Annotated in this window: 13 protein-coding genes; 3 read left to right on the top strand and 10 right to left on the bottom strand. The window is 71.1% G+C overall.

What is annotated here, in order from left to right; translation table 11 throughout:
* Positions 1-104 precede the first annotated feature (104 nt).
* The 7 genes from NYZ98_RS05830 to NYZ98_RS05860 all read right to left on the bottom strand — a co-directional run bounded on the left by NYZ98_RS05830 (position 105) and on the right by NYZ98_RS05860 (position 8,887).
* Positions 105-1,061 carry an EamA family transporter gene (locus tag NYZ98_RS05830; RefSeq protein WP_262841458.1) on the bottom strand — a complete coding sequence of 319 codons (957 nt, stop codon included), beginning with the start codon at positions 1,059-1,061 and terminating at the stop codon, positions 105-107.
* 34 nt (positions 1,062-1,095) lie between these two features.
* Positions 1,096-1,776 carry a uracil phosphoribosyltransferase gene (gene upp, locus NYZ98_RS05835; protein ID WP_262841459.1) on the bottom strand — a complete coding sequence of 227 codons (681 nt, stop codon included), beginning with the start codon at positions 1,774-1,776 and terminating at the stop codon, positions 1,096-1,098.
* Between the two features lie 55 nt (positions 1,777-1,831).
* Entirely contained in the window at positions 1,832-2,683 is an 852-nt protein-coding gene (locus NYZ98_RS05840; protein WP_262841460.1) for an HAD family hydrolase, read from the bottom strand.
* Complete coding sequence (locus NYZ98_RS05845; protein WP_262841461.1) at positions 2,680-3,627, bottom strand: pseudouridine-5'-phosphate glycosidase; 948 nt, start codon at positions 3,625-3,627, stop codon at positions 2,680-2,682. The genes NYZ98_RS05840 and NYZ98_RS05845 overlap by 4 nt, the downstream gene beginning before the upstream one ends.
* Positions 3,628-3,649: 22 nt before the next feature.
* Positions 3,650-3,874: a tautomerase family protein gene (locus NYZ98_RS05850; RefSeq protein ID WP_262841462.1), complete on the bottom strand. Its 225-nt coding sequence runs from the start codon at positions 3,872-3,874 to the stop codon at positions 3,650-3,652.
* 17 nt (positions 3,875-3,891) lie between these two features.
* Positions 3,892-7,869 (bottom strand): amino acid adenylation domain-containing protein, encoded by a 3,978-nt coding sequence (locus tag NYZ98_RS05855; protein ID WP_262841464.1) that lies wholly within the window; start codon positions 7,867-7,869, stop codon positions 3,892-3,894.
* A gap of 187 nt (positions 7,870-8,056) precedes the next feature.
* Positions 8,057-8,887 carry a phosphoribosylaminoimidazolesuccinocarboxamide synthase gene (locus NYZ98_RS05860; protein ID WP_262841465.1) on the bottom strand — a complete coding sequence of 277 codons (831 nt, stop codon included), beginning with the start codon at positions 8,885-8,887 and terminating at the stop codon, positions 8,057-8,059.
* 142 nt (positions 8,888-9,029) lie between these two features.
* Between NYZ98_RS05860 and NYZ98_RS05865 the strand changes: the two genes are divergently transcribed.
* Complete coding sequence (locus tag NYZ98_RS05865; protein WP_262841467.1) at positions 9,030-9,686, top strand: hypothetical protein; 657 nt, start codon at positions 9,030-9,032, stop codon at positions 9,684-9,686.
* Positions 9,687-9,696: 10 nt separating this feature from the next.
* On the opposite strand, the gene NYZ98_RS05870 is transcribed toward NYZ98_RS05865, so the two are convergent.
* Positions 9,697-11,253, bottom strand: a complete 1,557-nt coding sequence (locus tag NYZ98_RS05870) for an LCP family protein (RefSeq protein WP_262841468.1) — start codon at positions 11,251-11,253, stop codon at positions 9,697-9,699.
* Between the two features lie 102 nt (positions 11,254-11,355).
* Here NYZ98_RS05870 and NYZ98_RS05875 point away from each other — a divergent pair, with 102 nt between their 5' ends.
* Positions 11,356-12,375: a glycosyltransferase family 2 protein gene (locus NYZ98_RS05875; protein WP_262841555.1), complete on the top strand. Its 1,020-nt coding sequence runs from the start codon at positions 11,356-11,358 to the stop codon at positions 12,373-12,375.
* A 27-nt stretch (positions 12,376-12,402) separates the two neighbouring features.
* Here NYZ98_RS05875 and NYZ98_RS05880 read toward each other — a convergent pair whose 3' ends face one another.
* Both NYZ98_RS05880 and NYZ98_RS05885 read right to left on the bottom strand, forming a co-directional pair.
* Positions 12,403-14,181 (bottom strand): CDP-glycerol glycerophosphotransferase family protein, encoded by a 1,779-nt coding sequence (locus NYZ98_RS05880; protein ID WP_262841470.1) that lies wholly within the window; start codon positions 14,179-14,181, stop codon positions 12,403-12,405.
* A 128-nt stretch (positions 14,182-14,309) separates the two neighbouring features.
* Positions 14,310-15,722, bottom strand: coding sequence for a bifunctional cytidylyltransferase/SDR family oxidoreductase (locus NYZ98_RS05885; protein WP_262841471.1), 1,413 nt, complete (start codon positions 15,720-15,722; stop codon positions 14,310-14,312).
* Between the two features lie 361 nt (positions 15,723-16,083).
* On the opposite strand from NYZ98_RS05885, the gene NYZ98_RS05890 reads away from it, so the two are divergent.
* Positions 16,084-17,808, top strand: coding sequence for a CDP-alcohol phosphatidyltransferase family protein (locus tag NYZ98_RS05890; protein ID WP_262841473.1), 1,725 nt, complete (start codon positions 16,084-16,086; stop codon positions 17,806-17,808).
* The last annotated feature ends 2 nt before the right edge of the window (positions 17,809-17,810 follow it).

A 17,810-nucleotide genomic window follows, 5' to 3' on the forward strand; every position in this document is an offset into this window, starting at 1 on the left:
TGAACGGGTCCGGGCGGCAGGGCCGGTAGGCCTTAGGAATACTGCCCGAGCCGAAGGCGAGGACCTTTGGGTTGGGCGGCGGGGGCGTTCCGTGGTGCCTTGGGCTAAAGGGTGTGGGCGGCGGGGCGGGGGTCTACCGAGTCCACCGGGTTCGCCGGGGTCGCTGGGTCCGCTGGGGGGAGTGAAGGTGGGGTGGGGTTTTTGCGGACGGGGGTTAGTTGGGCGACGATGATGGCGCCGATGATGATGATCGCGCCGATCAGTTGCATCAGGGACAGGACCTGGTTCAGGAACAGGTAGCCGAGGGCCGTCGCGACGATCGGGCTCACCAGGCCGAGGAAGGACACCGCGACGGCGGGCAGTTTGTCGACGCCCCGGAACCAGACCGAGTAGCCGACCAGCGAGCCCAGCACGATCAGGTACACGTAGCCGGCCAGGTTGGTGCCGTTGATCTGGCTCGGCAGGCCCTCGAACGCGAACAGGACCGGCAGCAGCACGAGGCCGCCGGCGGTGAGCTGCCAGCCGGTGAACAGGAGCACGCCGACGGGCCGCTCCTTCCAGCGTTTGGTCAGCACGATTCCGCTTGCCATGCACACGGCCCCGCCCAGGGCGGCCAGTACGCCGACGAGGTCGAGGCGCACCGTCGACTTCAGGACGAGCAGGCCGACGCCGACGACGCCGAGTACGCAGGTCACCACGTGGATGGGCCTGATCCTGTCCTTGAGCAGCAGCGCCGCGAGGACCAGCACCAGCATCGGCTGGATGGAGCCGGTCAGCGCGGCCACGCCGCCGGGCAGGCGGTAGGCGGCGACGAACAGCAGGACGAAGAACGCGCCGATGTTCAGGGTGCCGAGCACGAAGGCGCGCCACAGCCAGATGCCGCGCGGCAGGACCCGGCCGAAGGCGAGGAGCACCAGGCCGGCGGGTAGCGCGCGGGCCGTGGCGGCGAGCAGCGGCCGGCCCGGCGGCAGGAACTCGGTGGTGACCAGATAGGTGCTTCCCCAGATCGCCGGCGCCAGCGCCGAGACCACCGAGTCGAGCAGTCGCCAATTGCCTTTCACAGGTCACTCCTCGTTCGGTCCGGTGGCCGTGGCCTCACCTGTCGGTGCCGAAGAACCGATCGCCGAAATCGCCGATTCCCGGAATCATATACGCGTTCTCATTGAGCTGCCGGTCGACGGCCGATGTGACCAGTTTCACGTTCGGAAAGCGGTCGTGCAGAACGGCGATTCCCTCTGGGACGGTGAGCAGGTTGATGAATACGATGTGCTCTTCCCGGACGCCCTTGTCGAGCAGAAGTTGTATCGCGGCCAGCGCGGTCCCGCCGGTGGCGAGCATCGGGTCCAGAAGCAGGACGTGCCGTTCGGCGATATCGGCGGGAAGGTGGGAGTAGTACAGCTGCGGGAGCTTGGTCACCTTGTCGCGCTGGATCAGTATCTTGCCGATCCTGACCGAGGGGATGATGGTGCGCAGCTCGGTCTCCATGCTGTCACCCGCGCGGATGATCGACACCCCGCAGATCTTCGAGGTGAGACGCAGCCCGTCGTAGGTGCTCCCGACGGGGGTCTCGACCTCGGCCTTCTCGTAGGGAAGGAGGTCCAGGCCCGTTTCGATCAGCAGGCGCATGATCCGCCTGGAGTGGAAGACCAGGTCCTCCCGGCGTGCCGTGCGGTCGCGGATGATCGTGTGCAGCGCGCGTAAATGGTTCGTCTGGGGCAGCACGTGCACGTTGCCGTCGACGTGGTGTTCAGCCGGTGAAACTGTCGTGACGGACATTGTGGTGAATCTCCTTACCCGTGGTGTCGCTCATTCCAGCAGGACGGGCGAACGCTCAGACGAGGGTTTTCGGCAGCCCCGGCGCGGATGGCGCCTCGGAAACCTCCGCGATGGAAAACTCCGAAACGGAGAGCTCTGACACGGAAAGCTCCGACACGGAAAGCTCCGACACGGAAAGCTCCCCAACAGAAACGTCTCCGGCAGAAGCATCCCCGAAAGAAACGTCCCCGACGGAAACAGCGGAAGAGAAGCCCTCCCGTATGAACCGCACCACGTCGCCGAACGTGTCCGCCACCCACGTAGGCCCGGCCGTCCGCAGTTCCGCGAGGCCGTGGATCCCGTAGGTGACCGCCACCGACCGGATCCCGGCGCCCCTGGCCATCAGCAGGTCGTGCGTCGTGTCGCCGACCATCACCATCCGGCCGGGCGCCACGCCCAGCGTCCGCATGATCAGCAGGCCCATCTCGGGGTCCGGTTTCGGCCGCGCCACCTGGTCGGCGCCGACCACCATGGTGAAGTGGCCCCGCAGGCCCGCCGCCGTCAGCAGCGCGTCGGCGCTCGCGTAGAACTTGCTGGTGGCCACCGCCAGGGTGTACCCCTGGGCGCGTAGCTCGGTCAGGCCGTCCACGACGCCGGGGAACAGCAGCCGTTCCGCCCTGGGCAGGATCAGCTCCTTGAACAGCGCCTGGTACCGCCGCACGCCCAGCGTCACGGCGTCGTCGTCCAGCGGGACGCCCAGCAGCCCGCTGAACGCCTTTTCGAGCGGGAGCCCGATCGTGGCCCGGATGGCCGGGGCGTCGGGGGGTTCGGCGCCCATGGACGCGAAGGCGGCGGTGAACGTCTCGACGATGGCGCTGGGCGTGTCGACCAGCGTCCCGTCCAGGTCGAAGGCGGCTACGTGGGTCACGGCGTTCCCTCCTGACGGTACCGGGCGTGTGCCGCCGCGAGGCGGCCCGCCAGTTCGGCCGTGCTGATGAGGACCGCCATGTTCGCCCTGGCGGACCTGCCCTCGGTGGCCTTGTCGACCGCGCGCATCAGGTACTTGGTGAGCGCGTTGCCTCGGACGCCGTCCCGCTCGGCGGTGGCCGTCGCCTCCGTGATCGCCGCGTCGACCTCGGCGCTGTCGATCGCGTCCTCGTCCCCGATCGGGGTGGTGATCAGCAGCGCGCTGTCGTTGCCCAGCGCCCAGTGCGTTTCGATTGTGCGGGCGACGGTCGTCTCGTCGTCCAGCCGGTGCGGGCTGCGGATGCCGGAGGAGACGCAGTAGAACGCGGGGAAGTCGTCAGACCGGTAGGAGACCACCGGGACGCAGTGCGTCTCCAGGAACTCCATCGTCAGCCCGAGGTCGAGGATGGTCTTGGCTCCCGCGCACACCACCGCCACCTTGGAGCGGGTGAGCTGGATCAGGTCCGAGGAGATGTCCATCGACTCCTGGGCGCCGCGGTGCACGCCGCCCATGCCGGCCGAGGCCAGGAACGGGATGCCCGCCAGCTCGGCCGCGACCAGCGAGGAGGCGATCGTGGTGGCGCCGAGCCCGCCGCGCGCCATGATGACCGGCATGTCCCTGCTGCTGACCTTGGGGATGCCCGGGGTCGAGGCGAACCGTTCGATGTCGGCGTCGGTCATGCCCACCAGGATGCGGCCGTCCTCGATCCCGATCGTCGCCGGGACCGCGCCGCCGGCCCGCACGGCCGCCTCGACCTTCCTGGCCGTGGCCGCGTTCTCCGGGTACGACAGGCCGTGGGTGATGACGTTCGACTCCAGCGCCACCACCGGGTGGCCGGCGCGGATGGCGTCCGAGACCTCTTCGGTGAACGTCAGCGGGGCGTTCTCTTGTCGGTTGGGGCGCATCGTCGTCTCTCGTTCCGCCTGGTCAGTAGTTCGGGGTCTTGCGCAGCAGGTCCTTGCGTTCCACGATCTCCGGGACGAAGACCTGCCCGTTCCAGTCGTCCGGCGCGATGGGCTCAAGCGCGATCGAGATCATGCGCTCCTCGCAGCCGAAGGCCTCCTGCACGGCGCTGGTCAGTGCGGTGACCAGTTCGCGCTGCTGCTCCTCGCTCAGCGACGCCGGGAAGTGCTTGATGTTGACGTGCGGCATGCGAGCCTCCTTCGTGATCAGGTTGGGTGGACGGTCGCCGGCCCGGTGCCGAGGCGGTGGCGGATCGCCCGCACCAGCTCGCCGATGTCGGGTTCCCTGAGCAGGCTGTAGTGGTCGGCCTCAAGGTCGGCGACGGCCGGGGGCTCGGCCGAGTAGCCGCTGTTGCCCTCGATGAACGAGTAGTCGTCGCCCTGGGCCTTGAAGATCGTGATGGGGGCGGCGATCCGCCGCTCGGTCAGCTCCCGGAACGTGTACTTCAGTTGAAACGTCTGGGACACGATGCGGACGATCCGTCTCACCTGATCGACGTCCAGATCGCTGAAGCTCCGGCAGATGAAGGACGTGAAGCTGTCGTCGTCCGTGGCGACCCGCAGGCATTCGGCCAGCAGCGGGCCGCTGATGCCACCCGCGAAGACCGAGAACAGGATCGTCACGTACGCCGGGTTGTCGTAGGAGGGGTCGTCGCCGTCGATGAGGACGTCACCGACCCGGACCTTGGGCGACCCGGGCGCGATCAGGAACAGGTTCTCCACCTGCTGGCCGGCCTGTTCGAGCTGGTAGGCCGTCTCGAAGGCGACGCGCGCGCCGAAGGAGTAGCCCCACAGCGTGTAGGGGCCGTCCGGCTGGAGCTCTCTGATCATCCTGACGTCCTCGGCCGCCATCTCCCTGATGGTGGCGTACGGGGTCTCGCCGGCGTTGATGCCGTGCGCCTGCACCCCGTAGAACGGCCGCTCGACGCCCATTCTGCCTGCGAGCGTCCGGAGGTTCATGGTGAACCCGCCGAGGCCGGGCCAGCAGTACACCGGCGCCCCTGTGCCCTGGGGCTGCAGCCGCACCAGGCGGGAGGAGGACCCGCTGACCTCGCCGTCGACCAGGAGCGCGAGCTCCTCGATGGTCGAGGCCTCGAAGAGGATCTGCAGCGGCAGCGAGCTGCCGAACTCCCGGTTGATCTTGTTGATCAGCTTGGTGGCGATGAGCGAGTTGCCGTCGGCCTCGAAGAAGTCGTCGTCGATCGAGGCGACGTCGCGCTTCATCTCCTTCTTCCAGATGACGCTGATCCGCTCCTCGGTCCTGGTCCGCGGTGCGACGAAGGGCCGGTCGACGACCCCGAAGTTCGCCCGGTCGGACGCTTCGAGGCCCTTCATGTCGATCTTGCCGTTGGCGGTGAGGGGCAGCTTGTCCAGCACGACGACCCGGTTGGGCATCATGTAGTCGGGCAGGAAGTTGACCAGGTCGTCCTTGATCAGCTCCGTGGGGCCCTTCATGTGGACGACGTCCTCCTTCATATCGACGCCGCTCACCTGCTCCTCGCTCACGCGCCCGCCGACGAAGAAGTACGAGGGGCCCGACTCGGCGCCGCAGGCCCGCAGGATGCTCTCGATCCGCTTGGCCGACGGCAGGTCGTTGCCGGTCTCGGAGCTGTATCCCGAGGACATGAACCCCATGCCGATGTCGTTCATCTGCAGGCGCTGGAGCTCGCGCCCGAGGCCGACGTAGCTCGACCAGCTCCTCGGGGCACTGCTCAGCACGGTGATCCCGATGCTCGCCCGCTGGTACACCGACTGGTTGATCGCGATGACGTGCTTCTTCAGCACCAGCTCACCGGAGATCCTGGTCAGGTCGCCGCCGGTGTACCGGTACTGCCCGGCCGGCAGGTCGGCGACCATGCCCGGGTGGGCCTGCACGTAGGTCTCCAGGGACGGATCCGGCGCCGCCGGGGCGTAGGGGACCATCGCGAAGGTGCCGAGGTAGTAGTCCTCGTCGGCGACCTCAAGCAGGTCCTTGGTCGCGGGCGCGTCGTCGAGGGCCCGCATGGTCAGCCCGTACTCCGGGAGGACCTCCTCGAACAGCCCGACCATGTGGCCGGCCTCGATCCGCAGGACCTCCTGGATGTTGTTCTTGTAGACCGGCTCGATCGCCCGCTTCTTGCCGACGAAGTGGACCGTGGCCCCCGCGGCGGCCGTGCCCTCGGTCTCCCGGATCAGGATGAGCTGGTGGTGGACGGGGTGGAAGTAGTAGATCCCCGGCCGCAGCCCGCCGATCCCGGTCAGTTCGAGGTACATCTGCGTCGCGTACAGCGACCCCGGCGAGGCGTAGCCGTACTTGGGCAGCAGCCGCTCGTCGCTGAGGTGCTGACCGAAGTACCGGAGGATCTCGCCGAACTCGGCGAAGGTCAGCTCGTCCAGGACCCGGGGGGTGACGTCCGCCGTCCGGGAGGCCAGGAGCCGCAGCACGTCGGCCTTGGTGACGGAGCCGCCCTCGTAGAACCGGTAGGTCTTGCGGGCGAACACCCGCCGCCGCTGCTCGTCGGTGGCCGCCTTGCCCGGCAGGTCGACGGTCACCCGGCCGGCGATCTCCGCCGCGTCCCGGCACCCGAGGTTCGACAGCTGGGCCTTGACCTGGAGCTTGCTCTCCTTGGACTGGTGGTGGGCGCCGTGGGCGCCCTGGTCCATCAGGGCCGCCTCCTTCGGGTTCAGCTCCACGAAGGCGATCAGGCTCTGGAAGCCGGTGCGCGCGTCGTTCTTGACGATGACCGCCGCGTTCCTGACCCAGTCGTGCGTCTCGACCGCGAGCTTGATCTCGTCCAGCTCCACGCGGAAGCCCCGCAGCTTGACCTGGTTGTCGGCCCGGCCGACGAACTGGACGGTGCCGTCGGGGTTCAGGTAGGCGAGGTCGCCGGTCTTGTACAGCTTCGCGTACCCGTGGTCGCCGTAGAACGGGTTGCCGATGAACCTGTCGGCGGTCAGGTCGGGCCGGTGCAGGTAGCCGCGCGCGAGCTGTGCCCCGCCGACGTGCAGCTCACCGATCTCGCCCACGCCGACGGGCGAGCGGCGCTCGTCCAGGATGTAGTAGTGCGTGTTGTGCACCGGCGCGCCGATGGAGATCGAGTTGGGGCCCTCGGTGAGCGAGGCGCGGTCGACGGTGTACGAGGACGAGTTGATCGTGCACTCGGTCGGCCCGTACAGGTTGACCAGCTCGCAGCCCGGCAGCGTGTCCAGGCACTGGAGCGCCAGGTTCGCGGACAGGGCCTCGCCGCCGCTGAAGACCTGGGTGAGCGAGGTGCAGTCGTGGATCTCGTCGAGGTCCAGCAGAGCCTGCAGCAGGGTGGGGACGCACTGCAACGTGGTCACGCCGTGCCGGACGATGGTCTCGACGAGCCTCTCGGGGTCCCGGTAGATGCCGGGGGTGCCCATGACGACCGTGCTGCCGCAGACCGGGGCGAGGATCTCCCACTGCGCGGCGTCGAAGCTCATGGGGGTCTTCTGCAGGACGATCTTGTCCTGGTCCAGCCCGTGGACGGCGCCCAGCCACCGCATCTGGTTGACGATGCTGCGGTGCTCGATCATCACCCCCTTCGGCTTTCCCGTGCTGCCGGAGGTGTAGATGATGTACGCCAGGTCGCGGGGGAACGGGCCGCTCGTTCCGTCCCGCTCACCGGCCGCCGCGCCGATTGCCGCGAAATCCAGCGCCTGCTCGAAGGTGACGATCGTCGTCCCCTGCGGGGCCAGTTCCTCAAGCCTTTCCCGGAGCGCCTCCTGCGTGAAGATGATGCCGACCGGCCCATCCTCGATCATGAAGCGCAGGCGTTCCTCGGGATATTCGGGGGACAACGGCAAATAGGCGCCTCCGGAGTAGAGGATCCCCCAGGCGCCTATCATCAGCTCGGCCGACGGCTCCACGAAGACGCCGACGCAGTCATCGGCGGCCACTCCGAGATGCCGCAGGTAGGATCCTAAGACCGATGCGCTCTCCTCGAGCTCGGCATACGTGAGGGTCTCGTCACCGTCGACGACCGCGGTGCTTTCCGGCCGGATTCTCACCTGTTCCCGTAAAAGCTCGGGAAGGCTTTTGTCGCCGATCGGCAGCCGGGTCGTCTCGTTGAATCTCCTGGCGATCAGGGCGTTCTCGTCCGAGGCGGCCGGCCGGAATTCCGCTATTCTGGTATCGGCGGCGTCGCCGACGGTATCGCTGTGCTTGACAAGTTCCATCGGCATACCCATCCCCCAGCAGGCCGCGCCACTTCCGAAAACGCTTCAGGCACATTAGGGCGCGTAACCCTAGACAGCTTGAAAGGTGATGAAAGGGTAACCTGGGGGCCCAGGCGGATGGTTCTTCCAAAATGCTCAGATGATCCGGAGCGGGAACCGGAAATGGCGGCCGCCCGTGAAACGCCGGAGGGCGTTACCAGGCCTTGCCGGTGATGCGCTCGTAGGCGTCCACGTAGCGTGCGCGCGTGGCGTCGACGATCTCCTGGGGCACCTCGGGGGCGGGCTCGGTCCTGTCCCATCCGGTCCCGGCGGCCCAGTCGCGCACGAACTGCTTGTCGAACGCGTACTGCGGGCGCCCGGGCTCCCACTCGGCGGCCGGCCAGAACCGCGAGGAGTCGGAGGTCAGCACCTCGTCGCCCAGCACGAGCGTGCCGTCGCCGGTGCGGCCGAGCTCCAGCTTGGTGTCGGCGATGATGATGCCCCGCTCGGTGGCGAGCTCCGCGCCGCGCCGGTACACCGCGAGGGTGATCCGCCGCAGCTCCCCGGCCGTCCCGGCGCCTTCCTGGGCCACGACGTCGTCGTAGGTGATGAACTCGTCGTGGGCGCCGAGCTCCGCCTTGGTGGTCGGCGTGAAGACGGGCTCGGGCAGCTTCGAGCCCTCCACGAGCCCCGGCGGCAGGGCCACGCCGGACACCTGCCCGCGCGCCTGGTACTCCTTCAGGCCGAGGCCGGCGAGGTAGCCCCGCGCGATGCACTCGACCTGGACCATGTCCAGCATGCGGCAGCGCACGGCACGCCCGGCGAACTCCTCGGGCACGTCGGTCGCCGAGATGACGTGGTTGGGCACGATGTCGGCGAGCTGCTCGAACCACCACAGCGACAGCCGGGTGAGGATCTTGCCCTTGTCGGGGATCGGGGTCGGCAGGATCACGTCGTACACCGAGACGCGGTCGGACGCCACGAGGACGACGTCCCCCCGGTCCTCGTAGACATCCCGGACCTTCCCGGAGTGGAGAAGCTTCACCCTTTGCCCCCTGACCTCGCCTGCCGTTCCGCCCGCATCATGCTAGGACAGTCCGGCCCCGAGCCGTCCCTGGGGACGGGCCAGGGGCGATCCGGGGTCATCCCCGATGGGCGCGGGCCCCGGCCGGAACGATGATCTGAGCATGTCGACCCCCCCGGCCACCGCCTCGTGGAACGCGCTCACCGGCATGGCGTTCTCCGCAGCCCCCCTGTTCGTGCTCGTGTACGGGGTGGTCCGCCTGCTCGACGGCCTGGACGGCGCCCGGGGTCCTGGGACGCACTGGACCGCCGGGCACGCCGCCTTCCTGGTCGGGCTCCTGCTGTTCGTGCCGGTGGTGCTCGGGCTGCGCCGCCCGGTGGCCGCCCGCGCCGCCGGGCTGCGGGTCACGGCGACGGTGAGCGCCGTGGTCGCGGTGCTGGGGATCGCCGCCGCGGCGGGCCAGGTCGTCATCGACCTGGTGGTGGGGCTGCGCGCGGGCGGGCGCGAGGAGATGAACCGCCTGTTCGAGCAGGTCCAGGCCTACCCCGCCGTCCGTCCGGTGTTCTACACCGTCGGGCCGGTGCTGTTCTACGTCGGCCTGCTCGCGCTGATCGTCCTGGTCGCCGGGTCCCGGCCGAGGCCGGTGAGCGGGTGGAGCCCGGTGCTGGTCGTGGCCGGCACCGTGATGATGGCGGTCGACCTGGACCTGATCCCGCTCGGGGCCGCCTGCTACTGGCTTGCGCTGGCGCCCCTCGGCTGGCGGCTGGCGTGGGGGGACCGGGCCCTTGAGGGCGCCCCGGGCGCCGCCGTCCCGGCCTGACCGCCCGGGGTCACTTCTTGCAGATGTTCTGGGTCGCGGTCTTGGCCGCGGCGGTGCTGGTGGGCGTGGCCGCGCTGGGGGTGGCGGACGGTGCCACCTTGACGGTGACCTTCTTGACCCCGGTGTACTTGGTCCCGACGATGACCTCGATGCCCGGGACGTCGGCCTCGCGCAGCTCGGCCCCGGGGATCGCGGCGGCGACCGTGCGGGCGGAGTCCTCGCGGCCGGCGGGGTAGCGGACCGTGGTGTCGACGTGGTCGCGGGGCCGGGTGTCGCCGGGCGCGGACGGCACCTGGAAGCCGGCCCTGACCAGGTCGGCCTTGGTGCGCGCGCCCAGCCCGTTGACGGCGGTGCCGTTGACGACGCGGACCGCGATGCGCGAGGGCGGCACGGTCAGCGCGTCGGACGAGGAGGACGAGGAGGACGAGGAGGGCGTGGCCGAGGGGGCGGGCGTGGCGCTCTTGGTGGCCGGAACCGGCTTGACCAGGGGATCGTCGGCCGCGATGCGCTTGAACAGGTCGCGGGCCGCCGCCTTGTCCCACAGCACCGCCGACTCGCCCGTGGGCGCCTTGTAGTCGACGTTCGCGATCGGGACGGTGGCGAAGGTCACGTCGTCGGTGGACACGTCCTTGAGCTGGCCGGCCAGCCCCAGCACGTCCTTGGCCAGGGCGTCGTCCACGGTCAGCGTCTTCAGGGTCGAGCCGGCCAGGGCGGCGAGCTTGGCCGGGTTGGCCAGGGTGCCGCCGCTGAGCGCCCGCTGGAGCAGGGCCGAGATGACCTGCTGCTGGCGGTCGATGCGGTCGAGGTCGGAGCGGGCGGTGGCGCGGGTGCGCGCGTAGAACAGCGCCTTGATCCCGTCGAGCTCGTAGGTGCCGGGCTGGAGCTGGAACTTGGTGTGCAGGTCGTTGATCGCGACGGGCGTGCAGACCGAGACCCCGCCGATGGCGTCCACGACGTTGATGAACCCGAGGACGTTGACCTCGATGTAGTGGTTGATGTCGAGGCCGGTGGCGTTGTGCACCGTGCGCACGGCCAGCGGGGCGCCGCCGAGCGAGTACGCGGAGTTGATCTTGTGGGTGCCCTTGCCCGGGATGTCCACCCAGCTGTCGCGGGGCAGGCTGACCACCGTGATCTTGGAATGGTCCTCCGAGAGGTGGATCACCATCATCGTGTCGCTGCGCTGCCCGACCTCACGGCCGAGGTGGAGCTGGTTCTGCTGCTTGCGTGACAGGTCGTCGCGCTTGTCGACGCCGACGAGCAGGATGTTCAGCGCCCCCCGGGCGTCGGAGACGACCGTGCCGGCGTCGACCCGCTTGATCTGGCCGGCGGCGTACGTCGACAGGAACCACAGCACGCCGGACCCGAGCAGCACCACGCTGGACAGCGCGCCGGTGACCAGCACCGCACGCACGCTGGACCGCGCCCGTTTGGTGCGGCGCTGCGCCAGCCGCACCCCGCCGTACGCGTCGCCGCCCACGTGAACGCCGGAGTCGCCCGCCTGTGCGGCGGGGTCGCCCGCCGGTACGCCGGGGTCGCCCACGTGGACGCCGGAGTCGTCGTCGCTCATCGTGGTGCCCCCTCGGACAGAGAACGTTCACCGGTGAGGACGCGTTCCACCGCCCTTTGGGTTGTCGTCCCCACCCGCTCGTACAGTAGCGTGAGCGCCGCCATGAAGGAGTTCCCCGACTCGCCCCGAAACGGTCAGACCACACGAGTCTGGCCGCCGATCTCGGTCGTCATGCCGGTGCTCAACGAGGAGCGCCACCTGCGTGAGGCCGTGCGGCAGGTGCTCGCACAACGCTACGACGGACCGATCGAGGTCGTCCTCGCCATCGGCCCGTCCCGTGACCGCACGCAGGAGGTCGCCGACGCCCTCGCGGCCGAGGACCCCCGCGTGACGGTCGTCCCGAACCCCACAGGACGCACGCCGAACGCGCTCAACGCGGCCATCGGCGCCTCGCGCAACGGGATCATCGCCCGCGTCGACGGGCACGCCATGCTCCCTGAGGACTACCTCCAGGTCGCGGTGGACACGCTCGAACGCACCGGCGCCGACAACGTCGGCGGCATCATGGCCGCCGAGGGCGTCACGCCGTTCGAGCGGGCCGTGGCGTGCGCCATGACCTCCAGGATCGGCGTGGGCAACGCCCGCTTCCACACCGGAGGCGAGCCGGGCCCCGCCGACACCGTCTACCTCGGCGTGTTCCGCCGGGAGGCGCTGGAGCGGGTCGGCGGCTACGACGAGCACTTCCAGCGCGCGCAGGACTGGGAGATGAACCACCGCATCCGCGAGACCGGCGGCCTGGTGTGGTTCCAGCCCCGCATGCGGGTCTCCTACCGGCCCCGGCCCACGGTCGCGGCGCTGGCCAAGCAGTACTTCCACTACGGACGCTGGCGCCGGGTCGTGGCCCGCACCCACGAGGGCACGATCAACCTGCGCTACCTCGCGCCGCCGCTGGCCGTACTCGCGATGCTGTTCGGCCTGCTGGTGGCGCCGTTCTACTGGCCGGGCCTGCTGATCCCCGGGGCCTACGTCGTGGCGATCCTCGCCGGGTCGGTGCTCACCGGCCGGGGGCTGCCGGCCGCGGCGCTCGCGCGGCTGCCGCTGGTGTACGCGACCATGCACGTCGCGTGGGGCACCGGCTTCCTCACCAGCCCGCCCAGTCTCGGCAAGCCCTCGGATCCGTAGCCGGCCCCCGCCCGGCCCCCGGAGCCGTCACAGGCTCAGGGCGGCCGGGGCGCCGGAGCGGTCGCAGGCGCGGCCGACCGCCGCGTCGAAGCGGGTCATCGCGTCCGGGACGCCGGGCCCGAGCAGGTAGGTCCTCAGGTCCCGCCGGGCCCCGGCCAGCTCGTCCTCGCCCCGCCGCTGCAGCCGGGCGACGATCCCCGGCAGCTCACGCAGGTCGGGGCCGAGCAGGTAGGCCGCACCCGCGCTCGGGTAGCGCTCGCGGAACACGTGCCCGGCCATCCCGGCGACGTTGGTCACGGCGTACGGCTTGCCGCTGGCCACGAAGTCGGCGACCACGCTGGAGATGTCGCTGACCAGCAGGTCGGAGTCGTTGAAGCACGCGTACAGGTGGGGCTCGGCGCCGGTGACCGCCCGGTGCGGCCCGCCCCGGGCGGCGGCGATCATCTCCATGATCATGCGGTGGGCCGTCGCGGCGCGCGGGTCCCGCTCTCCGGTGAGCGGGTGCGGCTTGTAGACCAGCCGCACCTGCGGGACGTGCGCCAGCAGCGCCTGTACGAGCCGCGGGCCCATCGTGATGATCGAGGTGTGGAACAGGTCGTCGGTCCAGCCCTCCCAGGTGGGCGCGTAGAGCACGCTGAGGACCGGCAGGCCGGGCCCGTCGCCCCTGATCCCGGAAAGCTGCGGGCGGCCCACCTCGACGACGTCCTCGTCCCGCACGCCCACCTGGGCGCGCAGGTAGCGGTCGCGCCCGGCACGCCCGGCCACCCACACCTCGTCGTAGGCCTTGGAGAACGGGTTGAACGAGGCCTCCTTGTCGCTGTCGCCGTGGCCGACGAAGACGCTGCGCAGGCCGGGCACCCGCAGCAGGTGGATGTTCTTGCCCACGTTGGAGGCGTACAGCGCCACGCGGGCGCCCTCCAGCCCGCGCAGGTTCATCAAATCGACCGCCGACGGCACGCACAGCACCGGCAGCGACGTCGGGCCGAGCAGGGGGAGCAGCTCGCGTTCGCGCAGCACGACGATCGTGCGGCGGCTGAGGCGCGACAGGGTCTCCAGCCACATGGTGGCCTGGTAGACCGAGCCCACCGGACCTGAGAAGTAGAAGATCACCTCGGGGCGCAGCGCCCGGACCCGCAGGTCGACCTCGGTGATCACCCGCTCGCGGCACGCCAGGGGCGCCGCCCGCCGCGCGTGGAGCGCCAGCACGACCACGGCGGCGGCCCGCAGCGCGACGGCCGCCCCGAGCCCCGCCCCGCCCAGCGCCGCCGCGAACCCCGCCGTGCCGGGCCCGTACCACCCGGCCACGGCGCCGGCGGCGACCGCGCCCACCGGCAGGACGTCGAGGTGGAACAGGTGGGCCCCGCGCCGGCCGGCCAGCCACTCGGGCGGTGCGCCGGGGATCCGCAGCGCCGGTACGGCGATGTTCCTGGTCACCACCGGCATCCGATTGAGGCACCGGTCGAGGTGGATCGCCACGCCGGTGTGCAGCACGCGGAGCAGGTGCGTGACCAGCAGCCCGCCGCACAGGACGACGAACCACCGGGAGTCCCCGCCCGCCGTCCTGGCCACCAGCAGCACCGCGCCGGCCTCGCGGGCCAGGAACCGTACGGCGATCCCGAGGTGGACCCGGCCCAGCCGCGCGAACACGATCGGCGCCGCCCTGCCCAGCGCCGCCTCGGTCCCGTACGAGACCGCGACCGCCAGGGCGAACACCAGGGGGGAGGGGCGCAGCGCGGCGGCCAGCAGCACCGGGAACGACAGCAGGAGCAGTGCCGCGAGGAACGCCCCCCACGTGTTTCGACGCACCCAGTCCATCGACGGCCCCCCGGTCGTGTCCCCCCCCGCAATGATCGTCTTCTACCCACTCGCGGAGAGGTTCCACGCCCGGCCGTCCATCGCGGCGACCTGGGGCCGCCCGTCACCGCGATCTCGGGCTACCCGTCGCGGCGTACGTCGATCACCTGGCCCGTCAGGCCGGAGATGAGCAGGTCCACGGAGGTCTGGGCGACCGCGCGGGGGGACAGCAGGCTGGCCGGCGGCTCGTCGCCGAAGGCCCGCGACCGCATGGGCGTGCCCGTGCGCTCGGGGTTCACGCAGTTGACGCGGACGCCGTACTCCGCCCACTCGTCGGCGAGCGCCTGGGTGAGGTTCACCACGGCGGCCTTGGTGGAGGAGTACAGGCTGTAGTCCGCGCGCCCGCGCGTGTAGGAGGAGGAGGTGTAGAGCAGGAGGTGGCCCCGGGTGTCGCGGAGGTGGCGGATGGCGGCCCTGGCGATGTTGACCGGGCCCAGGTAGTTGACGCCCACGGTCTCCTGGACGGTGAGGTCGTCCGCCTCCTCCAGCTTGCCCATGTGCAGCACGCCCGCGGTGTTGACCACGTAGTCGACCCGCCCGCTCTCCTTGGCCGCTCGGTCCAGGGCGTCCGCCACCGAGATCGGGTCCTCCACCCGCACGCCGTTCTGCGAGCGGGAGAAGGAGTGGACGATCGCGCCGTGCTCCTCGGCGAGGTGGACGATCTCGGCGCCGATGCCGTAACTGCCGCCGAACACCACCACACCCTTGCCCGCGAGCGCCCTGCGGTAGGCGGCCGGGTCGGCGGGCACCGGGGCGGTGTTGGAGGCGAGCTGGAAGAGCTTGTCGGCGATGTAGACGTCGACCGGGTGGGTGACCTTCATGTTGTGCTCGCTGCCCGGCACGATGTAAATGGGGACGTCCGGGAGGTAGCGCAGCACCACGCCGCAGTCGTCGGTGGCGGGCCGCCGCTCGAAGTCGGGGTCGGCGAACGCGCGCTCGTAGGCCTCCCTGATCACCGACAGCCGGAAGCACTGCGGGGTCTGGCCGCGCCGCAGCCGCGAGCGGTCGGGGATGTCGCGGATGATCTCGCCGCGCGGGCCGGGCGCGGCCACCACGACGGTGTCGGAGGACGGGATCGCGACGTCGACCGCCGAGTACACCTTGAGCGCCTCGACGCACTCGGAGATGATGCGCGGCTCCACCAGCGGGCGCACCGCGTCGTGCAGGAGCACGTCGCACTCCGCGTCGCCGAGGGCCCGCAGGGCGCGCCAGGTCGACTCGGTGCGGCTCGCGCCGCCCTCCACGACCTTGCTGACCTTGTGGAAGCCGCCCTCCCGGACGAGCCGCTCGGCCTCGGCCGTGAAGCCGGGCGCCATGAGGACCACGATCTCGTCGATCTCCGGCGCGTCGTTGAAGACGGTGAGGGTGTGCTCGATGATCGTGCGTCCGGCGATCTTGAGGAGCTGCTTCGGCGTGTTGAGCCCGACGCGCTGCCCTACTCCGCCGGCGAGGACCACTCCGACGGTCCGCAGGCGTGGTTCCTGTGCGGCCAAGGTACGACTTCCTTCTGGTGACTCGTTCACGGCTGACCCTACTGATCACTACCCGGAGGCGCCGCCTCCTTCACCGGCGGCGTCCGCTGCGGGACGCGTACGGCGATAACGCTGCGTGACCGGGGCCGCCCCCGGTAGCGTTCCCGCATCGGCGGCGTCCCGCCCAAAGTAGCGGTGCGTCACCGGCGGTGCTCCCGAGTGACCGGGGCCGCCGCGGCGGCGACCCCTGTGACCTGGGGCTCACCGGACGCCGCGCCGATGGCATTGCAAGGCGTGTGACGGCTCGGTTACTTTGCGGGGTGGACGATCCCCGGTCGCGGAAGGAGACCCCCGGTTGCCTGACTCCGCGTATCCGCCCCCGGTGAGACCCCAGCGCAAGCCCGGCGCCCGAGCGGGCGAGCCCGCCGAGATGAGGGCTCCCGCGGCGCTGGCGGTGCTGCTCGCCACCACCCCCGCGACCGGCCTCGCGTGCGCGGAGGGCACCCTCGTCGACCGGCTCGCCGGGCAGCTCGCCCTGCTCCGCGTCCGGCGCACCCACATCGTGACCAGGGGCTCCGACCTGCCCGCGCTGCCGTCCCGCCCCGGGGTGCTCGTCGCCGGGGCGGTGAACGAGCCCGTTCCCGTGGCGGCCGCCGCCGCCACGGCCGCCGAGGTGGCCCGCAGCCCGGGGCTGACCGGCGACCTGCGCGCGGTGGCCGCCATCGCCCGCGCGGGTGCCGGCCCGATGGCCGTGCTCCCGGGCGACCTGGTGGCCCACACCGACGCGCTCGCCCTGCTCCTGGCCGATCCCGCCCGGGGCACCGGCGCGCTCGTCGCTGTGGGCCACGACGGCGGCGGGCCGGACACCGGCGTCCCGGGACCGGACGGCGGACGGCGGGAGACCGGCGTCCCGGGACCGGACGGCGGACGGCGGGAGACCGGCGTCCCGAGCCCGCCCGTACGCGCCGAGCGTGGCCGGGTGGTCGCCGCGGGGAACTCCTTCCACACCGTGACCGGCGCCAACGGCGGCTTCCGCGGCGTCCTGCACGTCGGGCAGGCCGACCTGGTGAGCTTCGCCGACGTCGCCGACGAGCTGGCCAACCTCGCCCAGGACCGGCGGCTCGGCGACGCCGACGAGACCGAGGTGGCCGGCCTGCTGCTCGCGGGCCTCGTGCGCGTCGGGGTGCCCGTGCGCGCGGCGCACCTCGGGCGGCTGCACTGCGACCGGGTCACGGCCCAGAAGGAGGCCGACGCCGCCATCGCCCGGCTCGGCGAGGTGGACGAGGACGGCGCCCGCCTTTCGGCGGCGGTCAAGTCCGACGACGGCTTCGTCGCCACCTACCTGGTCAGCTCGTGGTCGGGCCACGCGGTCCGGCTGGCCGCCAGGCTCGGGCTGACCCCGAACGCCGTGACCGGGCTCTCCGTCGGCCTGGCCGGGCTCGCCGCCGTGGCCTTCTCCGCCGGGCTGCGCCGCGCGCAGCTCGCCGGGGCCGTCCTGCTGTACCTGTCGTTCGTCCTCGACTGCGTGGACGGCCAGCTCGCCCGCTACACCCGCATGTTCTCCCCCCTCGGGGCCTGGCTGGACGCCACCTTCGACCGGGTCAAGGAGTACGTGGTCTACATCGGGCTCGCCCTCGGGTACGCCGGCGGCCTCGACCAGGGCTCGACGGGCCCTGGCGCCATCTGGGCCCTCGCCGTGGCCGCCATGCTGCTCCAGGCGATCCGCCACATGGTCGACTTCTCCTACGCCGGCGCGCGGGCGGACGCCGCGGGCGTCGACCCGATCTGGGAGCGTCCCGGGCACGGCGGCGCGCTCGGGACGCCCATCCCGCTGCGCACCGATCCACCGGGCGGGCCCGCGAACGCGTCCGGGGCGCCGTCCCGTCCGGGCGGGGGGCCGGTCGTGCGGCTGTCGGCCCGCCTCGACGCGAACACCGTCTCCCGCTGGCTGAAGAAGATCGTGGTGCTGCCCATCGGCGAGCGGATGGTGCTGATCGCGGTGACCGCCGGGCTGTTCAACGCCCGGGTGACCTTCCTCGCGCTGCTGACCTGGGGCGGGCTCGCGGCGCTCTACACGCTGACCGGCAGGATCGCGAGGTCGCTTTGATC

The sequence above is a fragment of the Sphaerisporangium corydalis genome, assembly GCF_025506355.1.
In the GTDB taxonomy this organism is placed as follows: domain Bacteria; phylum Actinomycetota; class Actinomycetes; order Streptosporangiales; family Streptosporangiaceae; genus Sphaerisporangium; species Sphaerisporangium corydalis.

Coding starts and splice junctions, on each gene's coding strand:
- NYZ98_RS05865 (WP_262841467.1), top strand. CDS start 9,030: ATGTCGACCCCCCCGGCCACCGCCTCGTGGAACGCGCTCACCGGCATG.
- upp (WP_262841459.1), bottom strand. CDS start 1,776: ATGTCCGTCACGACAGTTTCACCGGCTGAACACCACGTCGACGGCAAC.
- NYZ98_RS05855 (WP_262841464.1), bottom strand. CDS start 7,869: ATGCCGATGGAACTTGTCAAGCACAGCGATACCGTCGGCGACGCCGCC.
- NYZ98_RS05845 (WP_262841461.1), bottom strand. CDS start 3,627: ATGCGCCCCAACCGACAAGAGAACGCCCCGCTGACGTTCACCGAAGAG.
- NYZ98_RS05870 (WP_262841468.1), bottom strand. CDS start 11,253: ATGAGCGACGACGACTCCGGCGTCCACGTGGGCGACCCCGGCGTACCG.
- NYZ98_RS05875 (WP_262841555.1), top strand. CDS start 11,356: ATGAAGGAGTTCCCCGACTCGCCCCGAAACGGTCAGACCACACGAGTC.
- NYZ98_RS05850 (WP_262841462.1), bottom strand. CDS start 3,874: ATGCCGCACGTCAACATCAAGCACTTCCCGGCGTCGCTGAGCGAGGAG.